The organism is Candidatus Hydrogenedentota bacterium (assembly GCA_035450225.1).
In the GTDB taxonomy this organism is placed as follows: domain Bacteria; phylum Hydrogenedentota; class Hydrogenedentia; order Hydrogenedentales; family SLHB01; genus DSVR01.
In genome coordinates this window covers 104597-128831 of sequence record DAOTMJ010000006.1, presented here as the reverse complement: position 1 = coordinate 128831, position 24235 = coordinate 104597, and the positions used below count along the sequence as shown (strand labels likewise).

24 protein-coding genes are annotated in these 24235 nt (G+C 58.5%); 9 read left to right on the top strand and 15 right to left on the bottom strand.

Annotated elements, in window-relative coordinates; all coding sequences use genetic code 11:
- Position 1: 1 nt before the first annotated feature.
- The 10 genes from fliJ to P5540_05890 all read right to left on the bottom strand — a co-directional run bounded on the left by fliJ (position 2) and on the right by P5540_05890 (position 8685).
- A complete protein-coding gene (fliJ, locus tag P5540_05935; protein ID HRT64350.1) occupies positions 2-481 on the bottom strand; it encodes a flagellar export protein FliJ in 480 nt (159 codons plus the stop codon).
- A gap of 9 nt (positions 482-490) precedes the next feature.
- Positions 491-1807 (bottom strand): FliI/YscN family ATPase, encoded by a 1317-nt coding sequence (locus P5540_05930; GenBank protein HRT64349.1) that lies wholly within the window; start codon positions 1805-1807, stop codon positions 491-493.
- On the bottom strand, positions 1794-2480 hold the full coding sequence (locus P5540_05925; GenBank protein HRT64348.1) for a FliH/SctL family protein: 687 nt from the start codon (positions 2478-2480) through the stop codon (positions 1794-1796). The genes P5540_05930 and P5540_05925 overlap by 14 nt, the downstream gene beginning before the upstream one ends.
- 33 nt (positions 2481-2513) lie before the next feature.
- On the bottom strand, positions 2514-3560 hold the full coding sequence (gene fliG, locus P5540_05920) for a flagellar motor switch protein FliG (GenBank protein ID HRT64347.1): 1047 nt from the start codon (positions 3558-3560) through the stop codon (positions 2514-2516).
- Positions 3556-5133 (bottom strand): flagellar basal-body MS-ring/collar protein FliF, encoded by a 1578-nt coding sequence (gene fliF / locus P5540_05915; GenBank protein ID HRT64346.1) that lies wholly within the window; start codon positions 5131-5133, stop codon positions 3556-3558. Before fliF ends, fliG begins: the two co-directional genes overlap by 5 nt.
- 286 nt (positions 5134-5419) lie before the next feature.
- Positions 5420-5737, bottom strand: a complete 318-nt coding sequence (gene fliE, locus P5540_05910) for a flagellar hook-basal body complex protein FliE (protein HRT64345.1) — start codon at positions 5735-5737, stop codon at positions 5420-5422.
- An 18-nt stretch (positions 5738-5755) separates the two neighbouring features.
- The gene (flgC, locus tag P5540_05905; GenBank protein HRT64344.1) at positions 5756-6142 is read right to left on the bottom strand and encodes a flagellar basal body rod protein FlgC; all 387 of its coding nucleotides are present in this window, start codon (positions 6140-6142) and stop codon (positions 5756-5758) included.
- A 69-nt stretch (positions 6143-6211) separates the two neighbouring features.
- Entirely contained in the window at positions 6212-6604 is a 393-nt protein-coding gene (gene flgB / locus P5540_05900; protein ID HRT64343.1) for a flagellar basal body rod protein FlgB, read from the bottom strand.
- Positions 6605-6873: 269 nt separating this feature from the next.
- Positions 6874-8364, bottom strand: coding sequence for a hypothetical protein (locus P5540_05895; GenBank protein HRT64342.1), 1491 nt, complete (start codon positions 8362-8364; stop codon positions 6874-6876).
- Between the two features lie 15 nt (positions 8365-8379).
- Entirely contained in the window at positions 8380-8685 is a 306-nt protein-coding gene (locus tag P5540_05890; GenBank protein HRT64341.1) for a putative quinol monooxygenase, read from the bottom strand.
- 128 nt (positions 8686-8813) lie between these two features.
- Between P5540_05890 and P5540_05885 the strand changes: the two genes are divergently transcribed.
- Positions 8814-9665, top strand: coding sequence for an SDR family oxidoreductase (locus tag P5540_05885; GenBank protein HRT64340.1), 852 nt, complete (start codon positions 8814-8816; stop codon positions 9663-9665).
- 8 nt (positions 9666-9673) lie between these two features.
- On the opposite strand, the gene P5540_05880 is transcribed toward P5540_05885, so the two are convergent.
- On the bottom strand, positions 9674-10099 hold the full coding sequence (locus P5540_05880; protein HRT64339.1) for a hypothetical protein: 426 nt from the start codon (positions 10097-10099) through the stop codon (positions 9674-9676).
- Between the two features lie 264 nt (positions 10100-10363).
- Positions 10364-11821, bottom strand: coding sequence for a sulfatase (locus P5540_05875; protein HRT64338.1), 1458 nt, complete (start codon positions 11819-11821; stop codon positions 10364-10366).
- Between the two features lie 334 nt (positions 11822-12155).
- On the opposite strand from P5540_05875, the gene P5540_05870 reads away from it, so the two are divergent.
- From P5540_05870 to P5540_05860, 3 genes are all read left to right on the top strand, one after another.
- On the top strand, positions 12156-13241 hold the full coding sequence (locus P5540_05870; protein HRT64337.1) for a hypothetical protein: 1086 nt from the start codon (positions 12156-12158) through the stop codon (positions 13239-13241).
- 376 nt (positions 13242-13617) lie between these two features.
- On the top strand, positions 13618-14457 hold the full coding sequence (locus tag P5540_05865) for a CoA transferase (GenBank protein ID HRT64336.1): 840 nt from the start codon (positions 13618-13620) through the stop codon (positions 14455-14457).
- A 124-nt stretch (positions 14458-14581) separates the two neighbouring features.
- The gene (locus P5540_05860) at positions 14582-15814 is read left to right on the top strand and encodes a GNAT family N-acetyltransferase (GenBank protein HRT64335.1); all 1233 of its coding nucleotides are present in this window, start codon (positions 14582-14584) and stop codon (positions 15812-15814) included.
- Here P5540_05860 and P5540_05855 read toward each other — a convergent pair.
- On the bottom strand, positions 15811-16851 hold the full coding sequence (locus tag P5540_05855) for an MBL fold metallo-hydrolase (GenBank protein HRT64334.1): 1041 nt from the start codon (positions 16849-16851) through the stop codon (positions 15811-15813). The two genes, P5540_05860 and P5540_05855, sit on opposite strands and share 4 nt — an antisense overlap.
- Positions 16848-17705 (bottom strand): prepilin peptidase, encoded by an 858-nt coding sequence (locus P5540_05850; protein HRT64333.1) that lies wholly within the window; start codon positions 17703-17705, stop codon positions 16848-16850. Before P5540_05850 ends, P5540_05855 begins: the two co-directional genes overlap by 4 nt.
- 163 nt (positions 17706-17868) lie before the next feature.
- On the opposite strand from P5540_05850, the gene P5540_05845 reads away from it, so the two are divergent.
- From P5540_05845 to P5540_05825, 5 genes are all read left to right on the top strand, one after another.
- On the top strand, positions 17869-18204 hold the full coding sequence (locus P5540_05845; protein HRT64332.1) for a YbaB/EbfC family nucleoid-associated protein: 336 nt from the start codon (positions 17869-17871) through the stop codon (positions 18202-18204).
- A complete protein-coding gene (fmt, locus tag P5540_05840; protein HRT64331.1) occupies positions 18204-19154 on the top strand; it encodes a methionyl-tRNA formyltransferase in 951 nt (316 codons plus the stop codon). Before P5540_05845 ends, fmt begins: the two co-directional genes overlap by 1 nt.
- A gap of 36 nt (positions 19155-19190) precedes the next feature.
- Positions 19191-20534 (top strand): 16S rRNA (cytosine(967)-C(5))-methyltransferase RsmB, encoded by a 1344-nt coding sequence (rsmB, locus tag P5540_05835; protein HRT64330.1) that lies wholly within the window; start codon positions 19191-19193, stop codon positions 20532-20534.
- A complete protein-coding gene (locus tag P5540_05830; protein HRT64329.1) occupies positions 20444-21583 on the top strand; it encodes a PASTA domain-containing protein in 1140 nt (379 codons plus the stop codon). Before rsmB ends, P5540_05830 begins: the two co-directional genes overlap by 91 nt.
- Positions 21584-21692: 109 nt before the next feature.
- Entirely contained in the window at positions 21693-22586 is an 894-nt protein-coding gene (locus P5540_05825; protein ID HRT64328.1) for a TylF/MycF/NovP-related O-methyltransferase, read from the top strand.
- Between the two features lie 30 nt (positions 22587-22616).
- Here P5540_05825 and P5540_05820 read toward each other — a convergent pair whose 3' ends face one another.
- On the bottom strand, positions 22617-24008 hold the full coding sequence (locus P5540_05820; protein ID HRT64327.1) for an alpha/beta fold hydrolase: 1392 nt from the start codon (positions 24006-24008) through the stop codon (positions 22617-22619).
- Between the last annotated feature and the right edge of the window lie 227 nt (positions 24009-24235).

Genomic DNA, 24235 nt, shown 5'->3' with positions numbered 1-24235 from the left:
GTCAGGCCCACTCCTCTTCGTACGCCACCGCCGCCATATCGCGCCGCCGCGCCATCGCCGCGTATTTCGAGGCGGTTTCGTCGGCAGCCTTTTGTTCGGCGCGTCGCGCATGTTCACGCGCCTGCCGATCCTTGCGTTCGATCAATTTTTCGATGATTCGACGACGCTTCATCGCGTCTTCCAATTCCAGGCGGCGTTTTTCGGCCACATCCGCCAGTTGCACGATATGCGCGTCCTTGTCGTCTATCAACCGCGTCAGGTGTCGTTCAAAACGATAGTATAGCCGCACGTCATCCGGATCGAAAACCGCCCGGGCGCGAATGCCCGCCTCGTCAAAAATTTCGAGCCGCCATGCGGAAAGTTGATCCCGTTCCTGGCGGGCCGCTTCCACATCGCGCCGCGCGCGGGCAAGCGACTGCGCGCGCAACTCTTCCTGGCGCTTCCGAATGCGGAGCAATGTGTCCATCTGGCTTGCCGCCATCGCCACTCCTTACGCGTTCAGTGCGCGTTGCATGCGCGATTCGATTTCCTCATAGGGCGATTTCTCGAAAAGGTCCTGCTGCAAAAAGGCCCGGATGCCGGGCATCAGGCGAATCGCCCGATCAATCTCTGGATTGCTGCCCTGCACGTAAGCCCCGATGTTGATGAGATCTTCCGCGTCGCGATAGGTCGCAAGAACCTGCCGAATCTGCACGGCCAGCGCCTGATGCGATGGCGGCGTCACATCAATCATCGTCCGGCTGACGCTCTGCAGGACATCTATGGACGGGTAATGGCCCCGCGAAGCCAGATCACGCGACAGCGCAATGTGGCCGTCGAGAATGCTGCGGGACGCGTCTCCCACCGGATCGTTCAAGTCGTCCGCTTCCACAAGAACCGTGTAAAGACCCGTAATGCTGCCCTCGGCGGATGTGCCCGCACGTTCAAGCAATTTGGGCAACAGGGCATACATGGAGGGCGGATACCCCTTGGTCGTGGGCGGTTCGCCGGATGCAAGCCCTATCTCGCGTTGCGCCATGGCGAATCGTGTCAGCGAATCCATCAGCAACATGACATCCGCGCCCTGATCGCGGAACCATTCCGCGATGGCCGTTGCGCAGTAGGCGCCTTTCAAACGCCGCAAGGCGGGTTCGTCGGACGTGGCGACGACCACCACGGATCGCGCCAAGCCCTCAGGGCCTAAATCCACGTCAATAAAATCCCGCACTTCACGTCCGCGCTCGCCTATCAAGGCAATCACGCTGATGTCGGCATTGGTATTGCGCGCGATCATCCCCAAGAGTTTGCTCTTTCCGATCCCGCTGCCCGACAGAATTCCGACACGCTGGCCCTTGCCGCAGGTAATGCAACCGTCAATCGCGCGAACGCCCGTCGCTATGGATTCGAGGATGCGCCTGCGTTCGAGCGGCTTGGGGGGGGCCGTCATCAGCGGAACACGAACCGATTCGGACAAGGGCGGACCGTCATCGATCGGCATGCCCATGCCGTCAATCACGCGGCCCAACAACCCAAGCCCCGCCGGAATCGTTTCCGGGGCAAATGTGGGTATAAGCAGACTGCCGGGACCAATCCCCTGGATCGGACCCAATGGCATCAGCACGACTCGGTCGCCGCGAAATCCGACCACCTCGACCGGCAACAACGCCGCATCGGCCCGCGATTGCACATAACAGCGATCCCCGATGCACATCGGCGGCGCCGTGGCCTCGATGGTCAAACCCACTACATCCACGATACGCCCCAAGATTCCGACCGGATCGGCTTCCCGGACCCGGCGGCCATAGATGCCCAGATCAATGGTCTTCACGCGCGTCTTCCACGCCGGCCGTTCGGGCCAGATCGCGCAACGCCTCGGCAATACGCGCAAACTGGCTTTCCATGCTCGCATCTACCCGAACCGACTCCGTGTCCACGATGCAACCGCCGGGGCTTACTTCGTTGTCGGCCCGAATCGTCAATTGCCGCAGCCCTTCGAACGATTCCAGCAGATTGACCTTCTCCGCACGCATCACCTCGAGATCCGCCGGATTCACGCTTACCGTCACGGTGGCCGCATCCACCAGATGTTCAAGCGCCCGTCGGATACTCCGGCGAACAACCTCTTGATGATCGGCCAACTCCGCCTGAAGGATTCGACCGGCAATGAGCAGGGCCAATTCGACAACCTGGGGTTCAAGCGATTCGAGAAAGGCTTCCCGCATCCGCACCAGTTCGACCGCCGCCGATTGCAGCGCCTCCGCCGAACGCCCAACCCGTTCCAAATACTCGGCCTTGCCCGCTTCCACGCCGCGGCGATGGCCGGCCGCATAGGCTTCCGCGGCCAGTTCTTCCGCTTCGGCGCGTGCCTGCCGAAGGATCGCCTCCGGCGTCAACGGCCCTTCCGGCCCCAGCGGATTCCGCACAATCTCTTCCAGCGGTGTGCGTTCATAAAAAGCAAGCGAACGGGGCCCCGGCCCACGCGCCTTGATCACTTTCGCCATGCCGTCTCCCAATGCGGCCCTGCCGCACAACCGCTACACCACCAATTGATCTTCCGATCCGCCGCCGCGTCCCTGAACGACCAGTTCGCCCGCGTCCTCAAGACGACGCACCACGGACACGATCTTTTGCTGCGCCTCTTCGACTTGCTTCAGGCGAACCGGCCCCATGAATTCGATTTCCTCGAGAATCATTTCGCGGGCGCGTTCGGACATGTTCCGGAACACTTTTTCCTTGACCTCTTCGCTGGCCGATTTCAAGGCCATGGCCAGATCCTTCGTTTCTATCTCCCGCAAGGCCTTCTGGATGCCGCCGTCTTCCACGTAGACCAAATCGTCGAACGTGAACATCAGGCGGGCAATCTCATCCGCCAGTTCGGGATCCCGTTCTTCCAAATCGGCCATGATCGTTTTTTCGGCGTTGCGATCGATCCGGTTCAGAATCTCGGCCACTTCCTTCACTCCGCCCGCAAACGTAAAGCCCTGGCTGAAAACAGAAGCCATCTTGCGCTCAAGCACGCGTTCGACCTCACGCACGATTTCCGGCGGCGTGCGATCCATCGCCGCAATGCGCACCACAACATCCGCCCGGATTTCCTGGGGAAGGGACGAAAGGATGACGGAGGATATCTGGGGATTCAAATGGGCCAGAATCAACGCTATCGTCTGCGGATGTTCATCCTGGATGAAACTGCAAATTTGCGCGGGATCGGCCCGCTTCAAAAACTCGAACGGCACCTCCTGGAGACTGCTTTGCAACCGCGTGAGAATCTCCAGCGCCCGTTCGTTGCCAAAGGCGTTTTCCAACAGATTGCGCGCGAAATCAATGCCGCCCTGCGAAACGAAACGCTTGGCCATGGCCATTCGGTAGAATTCTTCCATGACCTGCATCCGGACATCCGGCTCGACGGGGCCGAGACTCGAAAGATCAAGCGTCAACTGCTCGACTTCGTCCTCGTTCAACGACGACAACACCTTGCCGGCCGCCTTAGGGCCCAGACAGGCCAGCAGAATGGCCGCCTTTTCCCGGCCCGACGGTCCGGACGTTTCCGTTTTTGTCCGCTGCTTTAGCGTAAGCCTAATCCTCTTGCGCCAGCCATGATCGTATAACGGCGGCCACCGAATCCGGTTCCGTTTCCGACAACCGCGACACTTCGGACGCGATTTCCTCGCGCCGGCGATCTTCCGCGCTCGGTCCTATGTCGAGCCGAATCGGTTCCTCGATCGGAACCTCGGACGCCGCCTCTTCAACCGGCGTCACAATCGCCCGGCGAAGAAAACGTCGCACCAGCAGGAAACCCGCTATCACCAGCAACACCTTGCCGGCATCCGTACCGTATTGTAACATGCGGTCCATGTTTTTTGCCGACTCGATGGCCTGAAACGCGCCGGTCGCATCGGTCAGCCGGGCCACGTTGAACGGCTGATCGTTTACCGTAATTTCAGTCGGCGTCTCGCCTTCTCCCACCGCCGCCCGAATGTAATCCTCATAGATCTTTTTGCGTTCGGGCGACAAACCGATGTATTCCGTCGTCTCAACGCCCGACGCGTCCGTACTCTTCTTTACATCGCCTTCTATCAATGCACTGACAATATACTGTTTGACCTTGCCCGGTTCGCGCACTGTTTTCGTCTCGGTCGTGCTGGGCTGGAAATTCTGTATTTGCTCCGTGGTTTCCTCCTTGTTTTCGTTTCCGCCCGGCGTCGCGGACCCTTCGGGCAAATTGGCGATGGCTCCCGGCGCGCCCTGCGCCAAAGATTCCCGGTTCGACGTGGTGGTGCTCGTCGTATACGTGCTGATGGGCGTGCCTTCCTCGGCGAGCGTTACCGTCTCGGTCTGCTGGTCGAAATCAACCACCGCGCTCACCTTGACAAGGGCTTGGACGCCGAGGCGCTCGAAATCGCGCAACACCCGTTCCTCGCGTTGTTTTTCCAGTTCGGCGATGTATTCCAGTTTCGAGTTTGCAATGGATGCAAACTGGCTCGTTGGTGGCAAATGCAGGGGGGTACCGTCGGTTGTGACCAGTGTAATATTGTCAAGACCCAGATTGGCTCCCCCGAAACTGCTGATGGTATGCAAAATCGCCTTGATTTCCGCGCGGTTCGGTTTACGCCGGACGTCGAGTGTCACGGCCGCCTTGGATGGACGCTGCTGCGTCGTGAACAGTTCGTCTTTGGCCTCGCGAATAAATACAAATGATTTATTGACAAAATCGAACTCGTCCAACTGGCGTTGAAGTTCGCCCTGAACCGCACGCATGTATTTCACATCCTGCATCCACCGGTTGGACATGATGTCCTGCTCTTTGAACAGTTCAAAGCCGGGCACCCGTCCTTGGACGGCGGGAAGGCCCTTGCCGCTCAACGCCATTCTTGCCCGGGAACGGTCGTTTTGCGGCACCAGAATCGTCTGATCGTTGTCCGCCAGACGGTACGAAATGCGCTCCGCGGACAGGGCATCCGCAATCTTGGGCAATTCGTCGGGATTGATGCCGTCATAAAGCCGCACATACACCGCGCGTCCCGAAGTCGCAACCATGATCCCAATCAGGGCAATGGTCGCCAGCAAGGCTAGAACAATATTGATGCGGGCGCTGGCATTCAGCCGTTGCCACATCTGCACGAGGCCGCTTATGAGCTGGCGCAGAAAATCCACGGGCTACACCTCTTCTCTTCGCCGCCCACATCGTGGACGGCCTTCCACAGGGCGATGGTATTATCGCCGCATTCCCTCGTCGCGCAGCCCCACCCTGCTTGCCCGCTCGTGGCGTCGCAAACAAGGACCCCGAAGACAAACGGCCCGCTCCGCCCGTCTCGGGAAAAACCGGCCCCTAAACGTCATACACGCTCGAACACGCCATACGCATTCAGGGGCTTCAACTGTCACCTCCGCGCTGGTCCGAACCGGCCTTCCGGCTGCGGTCCGGTCTTGCCGCGGCGCGCTACACTTGCATCCGCATCACTTCTTCATAGGCCGCAAGCATCTTGTTGCGCACCGCCATCAACGTCTGAAACGAGATGTCCGCGCGTTCGACGGCCACCATCGTCTCAGTTACATCCTTGATCTCGCCGGACACCAGCCGGCGAATGGTCGTGTCCGCCTCAGTCTGCAAACGCTGCACCTCGGTAATCGCATCCATCAAGACGTTCTTGAAGGAACCGTCCGGACGGCCCGGCGCAGGCGTTCGGGGCGGAAGCGGCTGAAGCGCGTCCACCCGCCCCGGCTGAAGCGTGACTCCCTGCACCATTGGATCAGCCATGTTGGTTCATTGCCAAGATCATACTTGGATGATCTCCAGCGCCTTCTGTGTCATTCGTTTATCCGACAAAATTACACTGATATTTGCATCGTACGCCCGTTGCGCGGAAACCAGATCCGCCATCTCGACCGCAATGCTCACGTTCGGATACGCCACGTATCCATCCGTGTTCGCATCCGGATGGCCCGGATCATACACCATTCGCAGGGGCGACGGATCCGCCGCCACCCTCGTCACCCGAACGCCCAATTCCGATGCCTTGGCGCCGGGCGCCCATTCTCCGCCGCGAAATACCGCCAACTGGCGGCGGAACGCGCCGCCTTTCGCGGTCCGGGTGGACTCGGCATTGGCGATGTTGTTCGCTATGACATTCATCCGCGCACGCTGGGCTTTCAACCCGCTCACGGCTATTTCCTTGGCCGAAATTTCCCGTATCATCGCCGGCCCTTTTCACTGTGCTGCATCATAGTCCAGTCAGCGTAACGTTGTCAACAGATTTTTTGCCATCTCAAATTGTTTGACCACCAGACTACCATATATTGTATATCGTCCGGTATTCATATCAAGATTTGCCATTTCTTCTTCCAAGTCAACTTTATTGTAGTCATTCTTGGAGAAAAATGCAAGACGTTCGAAATCCGGGCGAAATGCGCTTCTTTCGATGTGCCGGGGCTGGGTTTTGCGGAGTGAAACGCGCCCCTCGCCATCGAGCATGTTGCGCAAGGTTGTCTGAAAGTCCAGTTGGGTGGGATTGAAACCCGGGGTGTCCACATTGCTGATGTTGTTGGCAATGATCCGGTGGTTTTCGCGGGCCACCTTCATGCCTGTTACCAACAATCGCAGCGTGTCCACGCCCTCGAATGCCATGCCTGTCTTTCCCTCCTTTCCTCGTCATCCGACACCATGTTGCTTACAAGGATAGCAACGCCTGTGCCATGATCGGGGAAATTTCGCAATTAATTGATTTCAAAAGACTTGAGATTTTTCCACAATTGGCGAAAGCGTTCTTGGAGGGTCATGTCTGCATGGAAAAGGAGTTTTCTTCCTACTGACGGCCGATTCATGTAACCGTGCCCATCACATCGGCCATGCCCCTGAGTTTCGGCAAACTGCGAGATGTCCTGCCGAAGGATTGGCTACGATCGCCGTCTCTCCAAAGCCAGTTCAATGACACGATAGGCGCCGTTGAAAACGCCTTGATGCTTGAGTTTTACGATATTTTCGCAATAGAGGGTTAATAAATCGTCCTCGGAAATCATGAGATCGAGCGTCTGGAGCACCATGGCCGCCGACGTGCATTCCGAAGTGCCGTAACCGAGTTCGGACGCATGGATGGCGCCCCATGCCTCGTGTCCGCCCACTCGGGGCAGGAAGAGCGTCGGCACGGGATAAAAGGCCAGCTCGCTCGGCTTCGTCAAGAGGATGTCCGCCGAACGCATCAGCATGTTCGTTGTATAGACGGCGGCAAAGGTGTCGTCGTTCAAAAACGTGTGCAACCCCTTGACATCCCCGTTGACGGCGTCCTGCGCGAACCGGGTCGTCTCGGCCCAGTCAAAATGCCGCGTCGCCGTTTCCTCGAATCGCGGAATCTCGCGCCTCAACAAGTCGTACACCTTCCGGTGATCGCCGAAGTTGAGATACAACGCCACGTCGCCCGCCTCGATGAGCGGCCACAACGCGCGAACAATGGAAACAAACAAGGGCTGCTGCGCCCCTGCGCCGCCCACGGAAATCAGCAGTCTGCGGGGCCTTTTTCGCGTGATGCGATCCATGCGCGCGGCACAGTCCGCCTCGGCGTTGGCAACCAGTTCATGGTCAACGTAGTTGCCCGCCATGGCCAGTTCGGAACTTGCCAGCCCCTTCGGGATCTCCCCCTTGTTGCCCAGTTCCTTGAGCGTGCGGAAGATCATATAGGCGCTGGACGACTGAACGGTGTGCAAGGCGCCCGGGGCAAGATGAAATCCGAGCGGGCAGTTGTCGGGCACGACGTTGATTACGTTGGACATGCCCGCGAACACGGCGGCCTGCGCCGGCCACGGATGCGTGCCGACAAAGGGCATGTCCGGCGGGATGTCCTTGTAGACATCGGCGAACAAACGCGCAATTTGCATGAGCGGGTAATTCTTTTCGACGCGCTTGTAGGCCTTGCCCAAAAGGGGGTCCCAGATGTAATCGTTGAACAGTTTCGATTTCTGCGACATCCGCGAGGCCAGGGAATACCAGTAGTCTATATCGCGGATCATTCGCGCGCCGGGCGTCTTGAATCCAAGCAAGTCAAACCAGTACGGGACAAGCCCCATGCTGTTCGCCGCGCTGGCGATGGCCATGGCGATGCGGTAGTGGCCGTACCCCATACGGATGGTTCCGATGGCCACGCCGCGATTGGCGTCGAGTTTTTCAAGCGCCGCGCCGGACACCACATTCTTGACACCAATGAAGGGACCAATCACGCGGTTGTCCTCGACGAACAAGGGGTAGAAAGCGTCTTCGTCGTACCGATACTTGCGCGCATATCGCTTGAGCATCCGGGCAGCCTTGCGCTGGCGCGCCATGGGCACCGGATTGCCGAACAGATTCACCGGCTCCGCCTTTGCGGGAAGCGGTTCCACCCGGATTTCCTCGTCCATCCCGTCCGTCCTCCTTCAGCGCATAAAACCGGCCACACGGTTCAGGTTTTCGATCTTCGCGCCGAAGTCCGCATCCAACACCGGCCCCATTAGGGCCATCAATTTCTGAAAATGCGGCGTGGCCATGTGGGCATCCTTCGCGGCCTCATCGGCATAGACCTCGAAGAAGAGATATTCGCCGGGATGGGGCGTTGCGTGGCAAATATAGGCCAACGCGCCGGGTTCATGGGCCTGCACCGCCGCCGCCATCGCCTTCAGTCCCTCTTCCGCTTCCCGCTCCTTGCCGGGCAACGCTCTCAGACGCGCCGTAAACGTAATCATGCGAATCCCTCCCGTTTCTTGCCCATCACGATAACGGAAGCGGGACCGGGTGTCAAACCGGATTGCGAAACAATCCTCATTCACCGCATAATGACACCGACCGGAAAAGCGGAAAAAAGGGTTTGGTCATGGCTACTGCATCATCGGCATTCATTACAGGCGCATCGGCGGGTATCGGCGAGGCGTGCGCCTTGCGCCTCGACAAGGAAGGCTGGCGCGTCTTTGCCGGCGTTCGGCGCATGCAGGACGGCGACGCCTTGCGCGCCAAAGCATCGGAACGGCTCATGCCGGTTCTCGTGGATGTAACCCATGCCGGACAGATTGCCGATGCCGTCGCGGCCATCTCCGCCGTCGTCGGCGACTCCGGTCTCCAGGCGCTCGTCAACAACGCCGGCATCGGGGTAGGGGGGCCGCTTGAATTCCTGCCCCTCGACGAGTTCCGCATGCAATTCGAGGTCAACGTCTTCGGCGTCATGTCGGTAACGCAAGCCTGCATGCCGTTGATCCGAAAAGGCAAGGGACGCATCGTGATGATCGGATCGGTATCCGGCCGTCTGCCCACGCCATTTGCCGGACCCTACGCGGCCTCCAAATTCGCCATCGAGGCCCTGAGCGATGCATTGCGCGGCGAACTGCGGCCGTGGGGACTACACGTTATTCTGATAGAACCCGGCGGTGTACGCACGCCCATCTGGGAAAAATCGCGCCAAATGTCCGCGCGTCTCAAGGAGCAAATGCCACAAGAGGCGTTCGATTTCTACGGCCCGGTCATCGCGAAGATTGACCAAGTTATCAATATGTCCGAGCGCATGGGCGTTCCGCCGGACCGCGTCGCGCGCGTCGTGTCGAAAGCGCTGGCGGCCCGGCGGCCCAAAACTCGTTATTTGGTCGCGCGCTTTGCCCGGACGCAAGCCTTCATCGGCGATTACGTTCCCGACCGCCTGCGCGACTGGATTCTCGAACGGCTGTTGGTTTTGTGAAAGTCCGGTCAGATTCCGGAGATATCCATGGCTGTAATCATCCAGCCATTTTTGCCCTTGGTGGCCGTAAACGTGGCTTGGCCAAGTCCGAAATTGCCCTTCACCGACACCGGTGTCACCGTGGCCATGTTGCCTGAAATCGTCGTCTTGGCCTCCTTCACGCCGATCTCCACTCCATCCAGATAGCCCATCGCGTTGGCGTTGACCAGGAAATCCTTGAATGCCACCTTGTCGCCGATTTGCGACGCATAAAAATCATCCGCGAAATAGGTCATCAATTTGTCAATATCTTTTCCGTTTGCCGCAGCGGCGCATTCCTGAATCTTGCCTTGCAACACTTCCATGTCCGACGGACCTTTCGGCGTGCTCGCACAACCGCCCACTACCGCAAGAACCACCACCAAACACCCCATCAGACTCGTCCATTGTTTCATCGCACCCAAATCTCCATTTTTCACACTTTCGCCCATTGGAATCGGCCCTTTGGCCCAAGGCGCACACGCGCCTCTTCAAATGGTACGACCATTGACGAGACAAGCCGGTTTCACCCGGAATCAGCCTGATCTTCATTTAGCAAAGCATTGTGGAGATTGTAGAGAGCAGGACGCAATGGCCATCCTGTTTATCCTGTCGGATTTTTCTTCGACAGGATAAAGGGATTGACAGGATGGGTTCAGAATACGGGCCAATTGCCACCCTCAAGTGCTCTCTTCGGGCACCTGAAGTTCCTTGCGAAATGCGGCCAGCCGTCCCTTGAGTTGCGTCACGATATCGGCGTAGGCCGGATCGGTGTAAACACTGTGTATTTCGCGCGGATCTTTTTCAAGGTCGAACAATTCCCATTCATCCATGTGTCCGGGCAGGAAGTAGTGAATCAGTTTGTAGCGCGACGTCCGCACGCCGTAATGGGGGCAAGCGTTGTGCGGCCTTGGAAATTCGTAATACTGGTAGTACATGGCGTCGCGCCAATCCTTGGGTGTGCACCCCTTCATGATTGGGAAAAATGAACGCCCCTGCATGTCACCGGGCACGCGCACGTTTGCCAGATCGAGAAAGGTGGGCGCAAAATCCACGTTCAACACCATGTCGCGATTGATGCTTCCAGGTTTTATCACGCCCGGCAACCGCGCCAGAAACGGCATCCGCAAGGATTCCTCATACATGAATCGCTTGTCGTACCAGCCGTGATCACCCAGGAAAAAGCCCTGATCGGACGTGTAGACGACCAGCGTATTTTCCGCAAGTCCTTCCTGATCCAGCGTATCGAGCAACCGGCCCACATTGTCGTCCACCGACGCCACAACCCGCAGGTAATCCTTGATATACCGTTCGTATTTCCAATGGTCGAGCGCCTCGCCGCTCAATTCCGGCGGTGGATCCATTTTGAGATCCTCGGGGGTAAGATCGCGATTCACGCGCATGGTCGCTTCGGCGGCCGCGCGCGAACGATTGGCGTAGTCATCCTTGAAAGTATCCGGTTCGCGGATGTCTTCGTCTTCATACATCCGAGCATGTTTGGCGTCGGGAAGCCAGTTTCGATGCGGCGCTTTGTGGTGACACATCAGGCAAAACGGCGCTTCCCGATCACGCTTCCGGACGAAATCGATCGCCAAGTCCGTTATCAGGTCGGTCACATAGCCTTGTTTCTTGTGCTTCCGTCCCATTTCAATCATGATGGGATCATGATAGTTGCCCTGCCCCGGCAAAATATTCCAATAATCAAAGCCTGTCGGATCGGTCACCAAATGCCATTTACCGATCATGGCCGTTTTGTATCCCTCGTTTCGTAGGAGTTTCGGGAAGGTCGGTTGGCTGCCGTCGAACTTGTCTGAATTCGTCTTGAATCCGTTGACATGGCTGTACTTTCCGGTAAGGATACAGGCACGGCTCGGACCGCAGATGGAATTCGTGCAAAAACAATTTTCAAATCGCACGCCCTCGTCCGCGATGCGATCAATATTCGGCGTGCGGTTGATGCGGCTTCCATAACAACCGATCGCATGCGCCGCGTGGTCGTCCGACATGATAAACACGATATTCGGTTTTTTCTTTCGCGTCTTCGCTTCCGCAACGGGATTCCATCCCCCGAGAATCGAACCTAATCCAAGCGCACCCATATATCCCAATGCTTTTCGTCGCGAACATCCCCGAGCCATTGCGATTGTCTCCTCTCTCTTCTCTTTGCGCCTTCCATTATATCCCGAATCAAGACGGTCCGAAATACTTTTTTTTGCAAAGCCGCCACGCGGCAAGGCGGCGTTTTGTCATGGGATGAAACCCCTTGTAAAAAATGATGAAATCCGGCGCCGATTTCCGGATACTTTCCGAAAGCGTGTACGGAAAGTCGCTTGAGCGTGCTTCGCGGGACAGACTATCGAGTCTGCCATTCCCGAAGCCGGAAATTGGCGACGTCCGACAGACCAGACCCTCTGTCCCACAACCTTTTCGCACACGCTCCGAGACGAAGAAACCAACGGACAGGAGCGATTGATGAAGAGAAGCAACGCGTTTTTGTTTCTGGCATGTTGCGTGGTCCTGCAGGGCACGATTCCCGCCGCGAAGGCCGCGGACGCCTCGCGGGGCTATGCTTTCACGGACAAGGTGGTCCTCGCCTATTATTACATCTGGTTCAATGAAGACAACTGGCTGAAACCGTTGGCGGAGGGCGGCAACAGGGAACGAATCGGCAACCTGCATCCCATTGTCGGCGCGTACAATTCATGGGATTCGGACATCATCGAAAAGCACATGCGACAAATGAACCGCGCCCTGATAGACGCACTCGCGGTGTCATGGTGGTACGACGAAAAACCGCAAGGCCCAAACGCTATTCTGGACACGATTTACGACAAGGCCCAAGCGCATAATTTGAAAATAACCGTGGATTACGAGCACGGGCGGTTTCCCATGGAGCAGGTGTATCGCGATTTGCGGTATTTTCTCGACCGGTACAGTGCCCATCCCGCCATGCTCAAGGTGGAAGGGGCGCCCGTCGTCATGATCTGGACGGCTTGGGGCCATACGCCCGAAGAATGGCGGGACCTCTTCGAGCGCCTCGAAAAAGAAGGCTTCGATGCTTTTCCCATCATGTCCGGCAGTTACCAGAACGGCAAGGGCGCGGCGTATCTGGGACCGTTTCGATCGCTGGAGGAATACACGCTGGTGGATATTGAAGACTGTCAATTGGCGGACTTCATGAAGACCATGCGGGGGCACATTGACAAATACAACAAAACCAAAGGCTTCAAGAGCGGCAAGCCCGCGCAGCATCACGCCACGATTTCCCCGGGATACGATGAACGGACCAACCTGTCGCGCAAATCCGCCAAGGGCGGATTCAAGGGGGCCGGATGGAAAGACCGCACAAAATTCGGCGTCCATTATCCCGACGAACCGGAAGGCGCCTACTATCGGGGCGCCTTCGAGGCGGCCCTGAGTTCCAAACCGGACTGGCTGCATATCTCCACTTTCAACGAACTGGCTGAATTCAGTCATATCGAAGCGACGTTCGAGCATGGCTACACCTACATTGACCTTACGGCCGAATTTGTCCGGCGATTCAAGGGATTGAAATAACGACATTGCTGTCCAAAAGAATTGCAAAAAACCACAAAACCGCAAGGAGCCACGTTTTACCTCTTTATTCCGTTCATCGGTTCGATATCTGCGACTATCTGCGTCATCTGCGGAAAATCACATGATCCACAGATGACGCAGATATACGCAGATGGAAAACAGGGCACGGATATTCGGGCCAGGCGATTCCGAACTCAAATCCGCATGTCAGAGCGGCCCAAAATACGATTGATCGGGAACACTTCTTCTTCATCGCGAAGAAAAGGTGTCCCAAGAACGCTTTCCCGGAAAAAACGTTGTCTATTTACTCAAAATGGCTTTCTGCATACCGCAATTTGGACAGAAATGAAATAACGACATGCCGCCGGAGAATCCAATGAACGCCGCGCTTTCACTGATTCGGATTGTGACGACAGCGATAAATGTCCCCGGGCCGGTCGCGGCGGCCCGCTTGGCGGAGATGGGAGCACACATCGTCAAAGTGGAACCGCCCAACGGTGACCCGCTGGCCGCTTACGACGCTGACTGGTACAAGACACTTGCAACGGGCCAGGAAATCATAACGCTCGACTTGAAAAGCGAAACAGGGACAACGCGTTTTCATGAGTTACTGGAAACCGCCGATCTGCTGCTGACGGCGCAGCGTCTCCCGGCACTGCAAAGATTGGGGCTGGATTGGCCGCGACTGCACCGCCGTTTCCCGAAACTTTGCCATGTGGCCATCGTTGGACACGCCCCCCCGGATGAAGACCTGCCGGGACACGACCTGACCTATTGCGCCGCCGTCGGTCTGGTTTCGCCCCCCGCATTACCCCCCACGCTCATCGCGGATCTCGCGGGTGCCGAAAGGACCGTCAGCGAAGCGCTGCGTTTGTTGCTGATACGGGAACGCACAGGCCTTGCGGGTTGCGCCCACGTGGCGCTTGCGGATGCGGCGGCGTTTTATGCGGAGCCGCTTCGGCGCGGCATTACCCGGCCGGAAAGCGTATTGGGAGGCGGAGTGCCCGATTACGGGTGTTACGCCACGCGCGAGGGTTGTCTGGCCGTCGCGACGCTCGAAACCCATTTCGCGCAGACCCTCCGCCGGGAACTCGGCCTCGAATTCGCCGACCGCGAAGCGCTTCAGGCGGTATTACTGACGAGAACCGCCGACGAATGGGAAGCATGGGCACGGGAAAAAGGGCTTCCCATTTGTAAAATTCAGAGTTACGAATAAGAAGACCGGTTGTCCGTCGCCGATTTGTAAGTACCCCGTCCTCTCCCGATAGATCGTTTTCGATTCGATCATTTCGAGGCTTCGGCCTTGCCTGTGCTACAATCCGGCCCGGATTGGAGCGTATATGCTGTTTGCAAAACCAAACGCGGAATTGTTGTGCAAAGGCGTCGAGACGGACGAGGAATTGCGCCTCGCCAACGATCTGATGGCCAAGGTGCACATGGCCGATTATTTCGCCGCGCTGAATTGGCTGGAAACCTGCGGGGCGGGCTATCCCGGATTCCGCCGGGAACACACCCGCATCGCCTTGTGGCGAGGCGAACTGGCCGGCGCCTTGCGCATGAACACCGAGACGATTCGTCTGGGCGAGGCGCGCCTCAAGACGGGCGGCATGGGATGGGTCACGACGGAACCGCGGCACCGTAAAAAGGGGATCGGCCGGGCGCTAATCATCGACACGCTCGACTACATGCGCAATCACGGCTACCACCTCTCCCTTCTTTTTGGCATTCCCAATTTCTATCATCGCTTCGGTTTCGCCACGGCGTTGTCGGATTATGCCATCATCGTCGAATTGGAGGAGACGGCGTCCTTGTCGGCATCCGCCCATAAAGTCCGGCTTGCCAAGCCTGGCGATATCCCCACGATTCAGCGCATTCACAATGCAAACGACAACGGGGTGGCGTGCAGCCTGATTCGCAACAGCGCCCATCTCACCAACAAATGGGCCCACTGCGGCAAGTCCATCCGCGTGCTCGCCAACGGACAAGGCAAGGTCGTCGCGTATTTCATGGCGCGCAAAGACGGGACGGCTCTCGTGGTTGACGAAGTCGGCGTTGCTGAAAATGCCTCCTGCGAGTCCGTGCTGGCCGCCTGCGCGCACATGGCCGCCGACGAGGCCGCCGGGCGAATCCGCTTTCTCGTGCCGCCGCCGCATCCGTTTGCGCATTTTCTGCTCCAATACAAATCCATTCACGAAATGCGCGTCACCCACGATGAGGGCGGCATGCTGGCCTTCGTCAATCTGTCCGAAACCCTTGAAAGCATGACCCCGGAATGGGAACGGCTCATCGCAGACAGTTCGTTGCGGGACGCGCGCGCGGAATTGACGCTGCTGGCCGGCGGGGAAGCGTACCGCATCCGTTCGAACCGCGGCGCAATTGACGTCGCGGCGGCTTCCGGCCGAAACCGCGTCAGCCTCACCCCGGTGGAATTGATGTTTCTTGTCACGGGGTGCAGGCATGTCGAGGACGTGCTGGCGGCGCGCCGCCGAATTCTATCCGAGGAAACCAGGCGATTTCTCGCCGCGCTGTTTCCCCGCCGCGCACCGTATGTCTGGACCTTCGACCGCTTCTAACGGGCTATCGGACCCGACCGGACGCCTTCTTCGTCTTCCAACCCGGCACAGGTTTTCACCCCGATTTCCGTTGGCCGCCGGGAAAAATAGAGTATCCCGTCGCGTTCCTCCGAGGCGACCATGCCGCATTCTTCCAGGATTTCGAGGTGACCGAGGACGCTCGATAGGCCAAAATGAAGGGTATCCATCGCGACACGCGGGAAAAGCATGCCCATCAACTGATGCGGCGTGAAAGGCCCCGCTCCCAACAACGCATACACTTGCTGCGTAAAGCGTTCCTGGCGGCGCAGCAGGGAGTCTATGATTTCACGGTGATTTCCAAAGGGGCTGCCGTGGCCGGGGTAACACACATCCATATCGAGCGCGCGGGTGCGCTGCAACGATTGACGGTATTCGGCCAAGGTGCGGACTTTCGCCTCACCGGGCCGGGGCCGCCGTATCAAGGGACTCGGACTGACGCCCTTCAACACATGATCGCCCGTAAAGGCCAAACGGCGGACGGGATCGTAAAAAAGGATATCGGACGGCGAATGGCCCGGCACATGAAGCGCCCGCAATCCCGCTGCCTCATCGCCGTCGCGAAGTTCGCGGGTGATGTCTATGCGTTCCACGAGTGTTTTATAAGATGCGCGAAGTTCGCAGATGCGTTCGATGGTGTCCGACGGTACGCCGCAACGCCGCATGATGCCCACAAAAAACGCCAGCGACTCCTTGGCGTCGTCCTCGTACGCGCGAAGGTGCGCGACAACGTCGGGATGGGCGCCGGATGTCGCGCCCGATACATGCACAATCCGGTTTACCATGCCGATATGATCGATGTGCCCGTGCGTCAGCAAAACCACGCCGATATCCCGCACGGAGAGACCCTGATCGGCCAGGCGCTGTTCGAGGCGTTCATAGGCCTCGTCGGTATTCGCTCCGGCATCAATCAGGACCGGCGGGTCCTGTTTCACGAGAAAAACGTTTACCGGACCCACCGGGAACGGGGTCGGCAAGGAAATTCGGACAATATCCGGATGCGACGGGACAGCGATCACGATGGAAACACCGATACCGGCTCGGGCGCGTGCATCATGCCGAGATAGAAATCAATCATGGACTGGCCGAAAAACAGGAAGAGCAGACCCGCGGCGGCCAGATAGGGTCCGAAGGGCAAATAATGGGCTTCCTCCTCGATGCCTTTCCTTTTTTGGATGATGACGAGCGTAACGCCGACCGCGCTTCCAACGAGCGAGGCCAGCATGATGATGACGAGGATGCTCCGCCAGCCGAGAAAGGCCCCCAGCATGGCCAAGAGTTTCACATCGCCAAAGCCCATGCCTGGCTTTTTGAGCAACAGTCGCGTCAACTTGTCCAGCAGGTACAGAATACCGCCGCCTAGGAGAATGCCGAACAGCGAATCGAACACATCGCGCGTCAGAAAGCCCGATTCGGGATAAAACATGCCCACGAGCGAACAGGCCAGTCCGAGTGGAATGCCGGGAAAGGTCACCTCGTTCGGGATGGTCCAATCGGCCAGATCCACGAAGGTAACGAGCACAAGGCCCGCGCACACGGCCATGTAAACCGGCGTGGCCATGCAAAGACCGAACCGCGCATAGACACAGGCGAACAAGACGCCCGTCAAGGCCTCGACCAGCGGATACTGCCAGCTGATCCAGGTGTGGCAATGCCGGCATTTCGCGCCGAGCGCCAGCCAGCTTACGATGGGGATATTGTCGTACCATGCGATGGGCGTGCCGCATTGGGGGCACTTCGATCGGGGTTTGACGACGGATTCGTTGCGCGGGAGCCTCCACACGCAAACGTTCAAAAAACTGCCGATCATGCATCCCAAAACGAAGGAAACAATCAGAAAAAAAGTATTCAGCACCTCAATTTGATTCTGCATGGACCTCGCGCTGCCTTGGTTGCCGGAACCGCTTCCTATGCGCCGTATTATGCCATCGTGTTTCATGCTCCCACAAATGGGCCTCTCGCGCTCGAATGCGCGAATTCGGTATACTTGCCCTGTCACGGGGTTGAAACGGAACCGGAAAAGAGGTGTTTGACGCGTGTTCAAAGGACTGGAAAATCTGGGCAATTTGCAGGGCATGTTCAAGCAGGTGTTCGAGATCAAGTCTCGGATGGAGGAAATCCGCGCCTCGCTGGCCGACCAACGGATTGAAGTTTCGGCGGTCGGGGGCATGGTGCGCGTCGTCATGAACGGTCATTTCGAGATTGTGTCTATCAAAATCGAGCCGGAAACCATGGCAAACAACGATATTGAAATGCTCGAAACATTGATTCGAAACACGATAAACGAAGCCGTGCGCAAGACGCAGGAACTCGTCAAAGCCAAGTTGGCCGAAGCCACGGGCGGCATTGACATACCGGGCATCACCTCGTAATGCGCATCGTTTTTTTCGGCACTCCGGATTTGGCTGTTCCGACCTTGCAGGCGGTATCGGCATCGCATGATGTCTCCGCGGTCGTGTGCCAGCCTGATCGTCCGCAGGGCCGCAGCGACAAACCGGCGCCGCCGCCCGTCAAACAATGGGCCTCCGCGCATGGAATCAGTGTCGCGCAACCGTCGAAATTGAACGACGGCTCCTTTGAGGAATGGTTGCGCGGACAAGAACCGGACGCATGCGTGCTGGTCGCGTATGGCCGCATACTCAAACAGCCGCTGCTCGATGTGCCGCGCCACGGTTTTCTCAACATGCACCCCAGCCTGTTGCCGCGTCATCGGGGACCGTCGCCCATCCAATCGGCCATTCTGTGCGGAAATGAGAAAACGGGCGTGACGATCATGCGGCTGGATGCCGGCATGGACACGGGCGATATTCTTCTTCAGGAATGCACGCCGATCGACCCGGATGAAAACGCCGTGGAACTGTCGGATCGTCTGGCCGAGATGGGCGCGCGAATGATGGTACAGGCATTGGATCTCCTGGCCTCCGGCAAGGCCGTGTTCACTCCCCAAGATCACGCACGCGCAACGGTTACCCGTATGCTGGAAAAAGCGGACGGCCAAATTCAATGGGCCCAGCCGGCAGCCGCCATTCACAACCTCGTGCGCGCCGCCTTGCCGTGGCCGGTCGCGCATTGCCGGTTCAAGGGCGAAATCTGTCGAATTTACCGGACGCATTTGGAAAGTGAGGAATGCCTGCCCTCTCCCCTACCGGCGCCGGGCACGGTTATTCGCGTCGAACGCGATCGCGCGATCGTCGCATGCGGAAAAGGCGCCATCGCTATTCTTGAAATTCAAATGCCCGGGAAAAAGCCGATGGGAATGGACGCATTCATGCGGGGGCGGCCCGTCAACATCGGCGATTGCTTCGAGGATCTCCCGACATGATCACGGCGGGCATTCTTCCGCCCCTGGGAGCAAGTCATGAATCTCGATCTTGTTCGTGATACGGCCGTTCGCGTGCTGGTGCGCGTATTCGAACAGGGGGCTTATCTCGATTTGGCGGTGGATGCGGCCTTGCGGCGGCGTACGCTGACCGACCGCGGACGTCGTTTCATGACGCAACTCGTCTACGGAACCGTTCGCCACCTGCTGCTGTGCGATCACGTGCTGAATCGCCTGCTGCGCGAACCGGCCGGGGACCTGCCGCCACCAGTGCGCGCCATCCTGCGGATGGGCGTTTTCCAAGCGCTGTTCTGCAAACAGGTCACTTTTCCCGCGATGGTCCACACCAGCGTTGACCTTGTCAGGCATCACAGCCATGCCGGGTTGGCGCGCGTGGCCAATGCGGTCCTCCGCCGAGTTCCACAACGAATTGACGATGTCCAACTGCCCGCCCCCGATAAGGATTTCACCGGTTATTTGAGCATTCGTCATTCGATGCCGCGTTGGCTGGTCGAGGAATGGTTGGACGAATTCGGCCCTGAAACCGCGGAAGCCCTCTGTGTCGCAAGCAATTCGGAAGCACACGCCACCATTCGGACAAACACGCTTGCGACAACCCCGGAACACTTGGTGGAAGCCCTCAACCGGCTGGGCAAATCCGGCGGATACCTCGCGAAAAAAACAACCGTCGTTCCGGAGGAAGTGACGCTCTCGCACGGCGCGCCGTCCGTTCGCTCGAAACTTTTTCAACAGGGCTGGTTCATGGTTCAAGACCCCGCGTCCATGCTTCCCGCGCACCTCCTGGAACCCAAAGCGGGCGAACGGGTATTGGATATGTGCGCGGCGCCGGGCGGCAAAACGACGCATCTGGCGCAGTTGGCCGGCAATGCGGCGTTAATTGTGGCGATGGACCGCCACGCAAATCGCCTGCCGCGAATCGCGGAGAACGTCGGGCGATTGCACATCAAGGGTGTACACCTGGTGTGTGGCGACGGTCTTTCACTTCCACTGAACGCGGTTTTCGACCGGGTATTGGTGGATGCGCCCTGCACCGGAATTGGCACGTTGCGCCGGCACCCGGATTTAAAGTGGCGCGCAACGCCACAGGGACGCGAGGAACTGGCCCGCCTGCAAACCGCGCTGTTGCGGAATGCGGTGCGAGTCTGCAAGAATCAGGGACATATTGTCTATTCCGTCTGCACGACCACGCGCCAGGAAACGCTTGATGTCGTGCAGGCTGTGCTGCAAACAGAAAAGGTCATTCCGGAAGATGGTCCGGAATGGTTCACGCCGTGGAAAACGGGACCGGGACAGTATCGAACACTCCCCACAGCCGGGGACTGGGACGGATTTTTCTTGATGCGATTTCGGAAGGCATCCTGAACGGCATCGCGTTTGTATTCCTGTTCATGGGATGGTGTGTGCGCTGGCTGCTGGCCACCGTTTTTTTCCTCGCCGTCATGGCTGGAACGGGATACTACGTATTCAACTATTTGTTGAGCGGCGGGGCCTATGTCAAAGTGCCCGATGTGACGCTGCGCCCAATCACAGAGGCATCGCTCATGCTTGCGCAACAGGGACTGGAGGTTGGCGGACAGACGCAAGTCGCCGACGATCACGTGCCCAAGTACCATGTCATCGTGCAACGTCCTGCGGCGGGCAAGGTGGTACGTGGCGGGCGCAAAGTCTACCTCACCGTCAGCGCGGGCAACGAATCACTCACTCCGCCCGACCTTGTGGGCAAGACCCTGACGGAGGCGGCGGAAATCCTGAGGCAAACCTCTTTTACCCTGGGCGCGGTGGCGCGCATTGCCCATTCGAGTCCGCGCGACACGGTTTTGGCACAAGATCCGGCCCCCACGCGCTTAGTGGCCAGCAATACGGTTATTGGACTGCTTGTCAGCGAAGGCCGCCGCGCCGGAAATGCATGGATCATGCCCGACCTTTTCCACAAGCCCGTCCAGGAAGTCCTGCAAATACTCGCCCCCTTTGGCGTGAAACCGGTCCCGAACATCGTCAATCAACCCGACCAACCGATGGATGTCGTCCTCGATCAGCAACCCGCCGCCGGCTCGCTGATTCAAGAAGGCGACCGGGTCGTGTACAGCGTGCGCCCGTCGGGCACCATTGCCCTGCCGGACGTTCAGCAGAAGGCCAACATATCCTACGTCGTGCCGCCGGCGCCTTTCGACCGCGAAGTGCGCATAGACGCCATTGACCGCAACGGCACGCGCGTTACGCTCTATCCGCTCGAAAGACAATACGTAAACGGCGAACCGCCCCGGCTGGCGCCGGGATCCTCGCTCGTCCTGCCGCCCGTGTCGTATGTGGACAAAATGGCTGTGGAAATTTACGTTGACGGCCAACTCGCCGAATCGCGATTCTACGAAAACGGCGCCGAACCCATCGTCACGCCGCACGCCATCCAATAAGAGACTTCGATCCCATTCCACCCATCGGGCGGTTCATGTTCGACTTCGGGCATGGGTTCATGGATAATCGTTTTCCGGGAGGTTCGATGCTTTGCGAGAATGGATCCGGATGGCGAGGAATGCCGTGGGCGGCATGCCATTCATGCGGCGCATGGTGCGGCATGAACTGGAAAAACTGGCCGCGGAACCGTGGAGCGGCGCGCTGATTGCGGATTTTATCGAAGGCCGTTCCGGCGAGGCGTATGGCATTTCCCGGTCCGAGAAAGAAACGATGGTTGAGAAATTCCGCCGGTGCAATGCCGGGATTCCATCCGGGACCTCGCCGCTGGTGCATGTGGCGCTTGCGCGCGAAATCATGGATGTTCCGCCGGACGTGGCGGGCAGCGTGGTCGAATGCGGGGTTTGGAAAGGCGCGAGTTCGGCAAGCCTTTCCCTCGTATGCGAACGCGTGGGACGCAAATTATGGGTCTGCGACTCGTTCCGGGGACTTCCGGACGATGGTTTGCGGCGTCACGAGGGCTTGCACACGGGTGTCTATGGATATTACAAGGAGGGGATGTTCGCGGGCGCCTTGGAAGAAGTCCGCGCGAATATCGCCCGGTACGGCTGTATCGAAGTCTGTGAAATGGTCGAGGGATATTTTGCGGATTCGTTGAAAACGCTACGGGATCCGATTGTGTTTGCCTTCCTCGACGTGGATCTCGTTTCATCCACCCGCGATTGCCTTCGGCATATTTGGCCCTTGCTTGTCGAAAACGCGGCCGTTTACACGGACGATGCCGGCGATCTCGACGTGGTCAAGGTCTTTTTCGACGATGCGTGGTGGCGGGAAACGTTTGGAGTGTCCGCGCCCGGTTACGTGGGATCGGGCTGCGGCCTGCCGTTGAATCCGAAATGTTCCCCGCTCGGTTACACGCGCAAACGCACGCGGTTCGATGAGGCCCAATGGCAACGTGCGCCATTTCTTTACTATCCGGAAGAACCACCCCGGACGAAGCCATAAACGGCCGGCGCTTACAGTAAATTCAGCCCCTTATCCGGACACCCATATCAAGGGAAACCAGAACGCCGTAATCCATGCCAGCACAATTCCGGATGCGACAATGCCGGAACGGTAATCGCCCGCGCCGCGCGTGGCCAGCGCATGGACCGCCGAAATGAAGATGAGAACCAGCGCAAGAATGCCCAGCATCATACCGGCGAAAGCGATGCCGTGTCCCATGAGCGCAAGCACGGCGCACCCCGCGAACAAGGGAACGGCGCGCGTCAATGCGCCCACGGCAAAGCGCTGAAACGCCGTGCGCAGGGGATTGCGCTCCAATGCGCTTGTAGTCAAGAAAAACACCCCGGCAAAAACCGGCGTCACCGCGATCCACATCAGCAAACGTTCCGGATGATTCAGGCTGCAGGTGTACACGTTGTCCGTCAGCAACCACGAAAGCAGCAGGACCAATGCAAGGCCGAACGCAACGCCCCGCAGGATGGCGTGATACAGGCTTCCCGAACGCGGCGGCGCAGCGATTCCTTTGCAGCCCGCCGCCCACGCGGCGATCCGGAAGGCGTTGAAGCGCCCCGGCATCGGAAGTGCGCCGGGCGCCTGTTGGGGCGGGGTTGGAAAAGAGGCGGCCTGTTCCGCAAGCCGCATCGCCGCCGAACAGCCGGCAAGCACGGCCATCAACAGCAGCGCCCCATGAAACCAAGGAAACGAACCGGGCGTGTCCAGTCCAAGCGCGGCGCCGGTCCAGTCCATGATGCCTTTGATCAGCAGCGGATCAAATGGCTCCAGCATGTGATCGCTGAAGAGACTGGCCAGCACATCGGCTTTGTCTTTGGCTACTTCGCGGGCGCGCGAGACGGAAAACAACTCCTCGAATTGTCCCATGGCGATTAGGGTTCTACAGGCGGGCGCGTTCCGGGGCAGCATGCCCATCGAGACAAACGCCTCGACAGGCGTTTCATCCCGAAAAGCCGCGTCTCCCGCTGCGCCGCCCATCGAATGGCCGAGATAGGCTAGGGGAAGTCCCTCAAAATGCGTGCGAACCCAGCGGCACCATGTCTTGACCTGATCCCCGTTTGACGGCCAGTCGAATCGTTCCCGCGATCGCCCATGGCCCCAGAAATCAATGGCTGCCACCGCATAGCCGTTCCGGGCGAAAGCGTTTGCCGCGACCGCCATGTAACCCCGGTTGGCCGTCACGCCGTGGCCGATTACGATAGCCGCCTTGGGCGACGGGGGTATCCAGGCCGTTCCAAGGCACGGCTTGCCGCCGGGACCGTCAATCCGGACGCTCCGCCTTTCAATACCCGCCACGAAGATGATCTTCATCGCAATGAGCGCCAACGCGTATACCCCCGCGGCGGCAACGAACCTGCGTCCTTTGTTCGCGGCAGGACGGGACTTGCCATCATGGTCATTGTGCATCATTTCCAACATGACTCCTCCGATTCCGGCCGCTCAGCGGGTTATAATGGGCTCGCAGAAAGCCCTTTTCCCGCTGTCTTCGTTTCACTTTGTTCCCTGCAAAGTCCCGGTCATTCCCGCCCTTGTGCGTTCATCTTAACTCCTGAAAACGATGAAATGCAACGGCTTGACTGTCCGAGCCCACATCAACGGAGACTCCATCCCCTCATGGACGCCCGCACCTCCTTAAC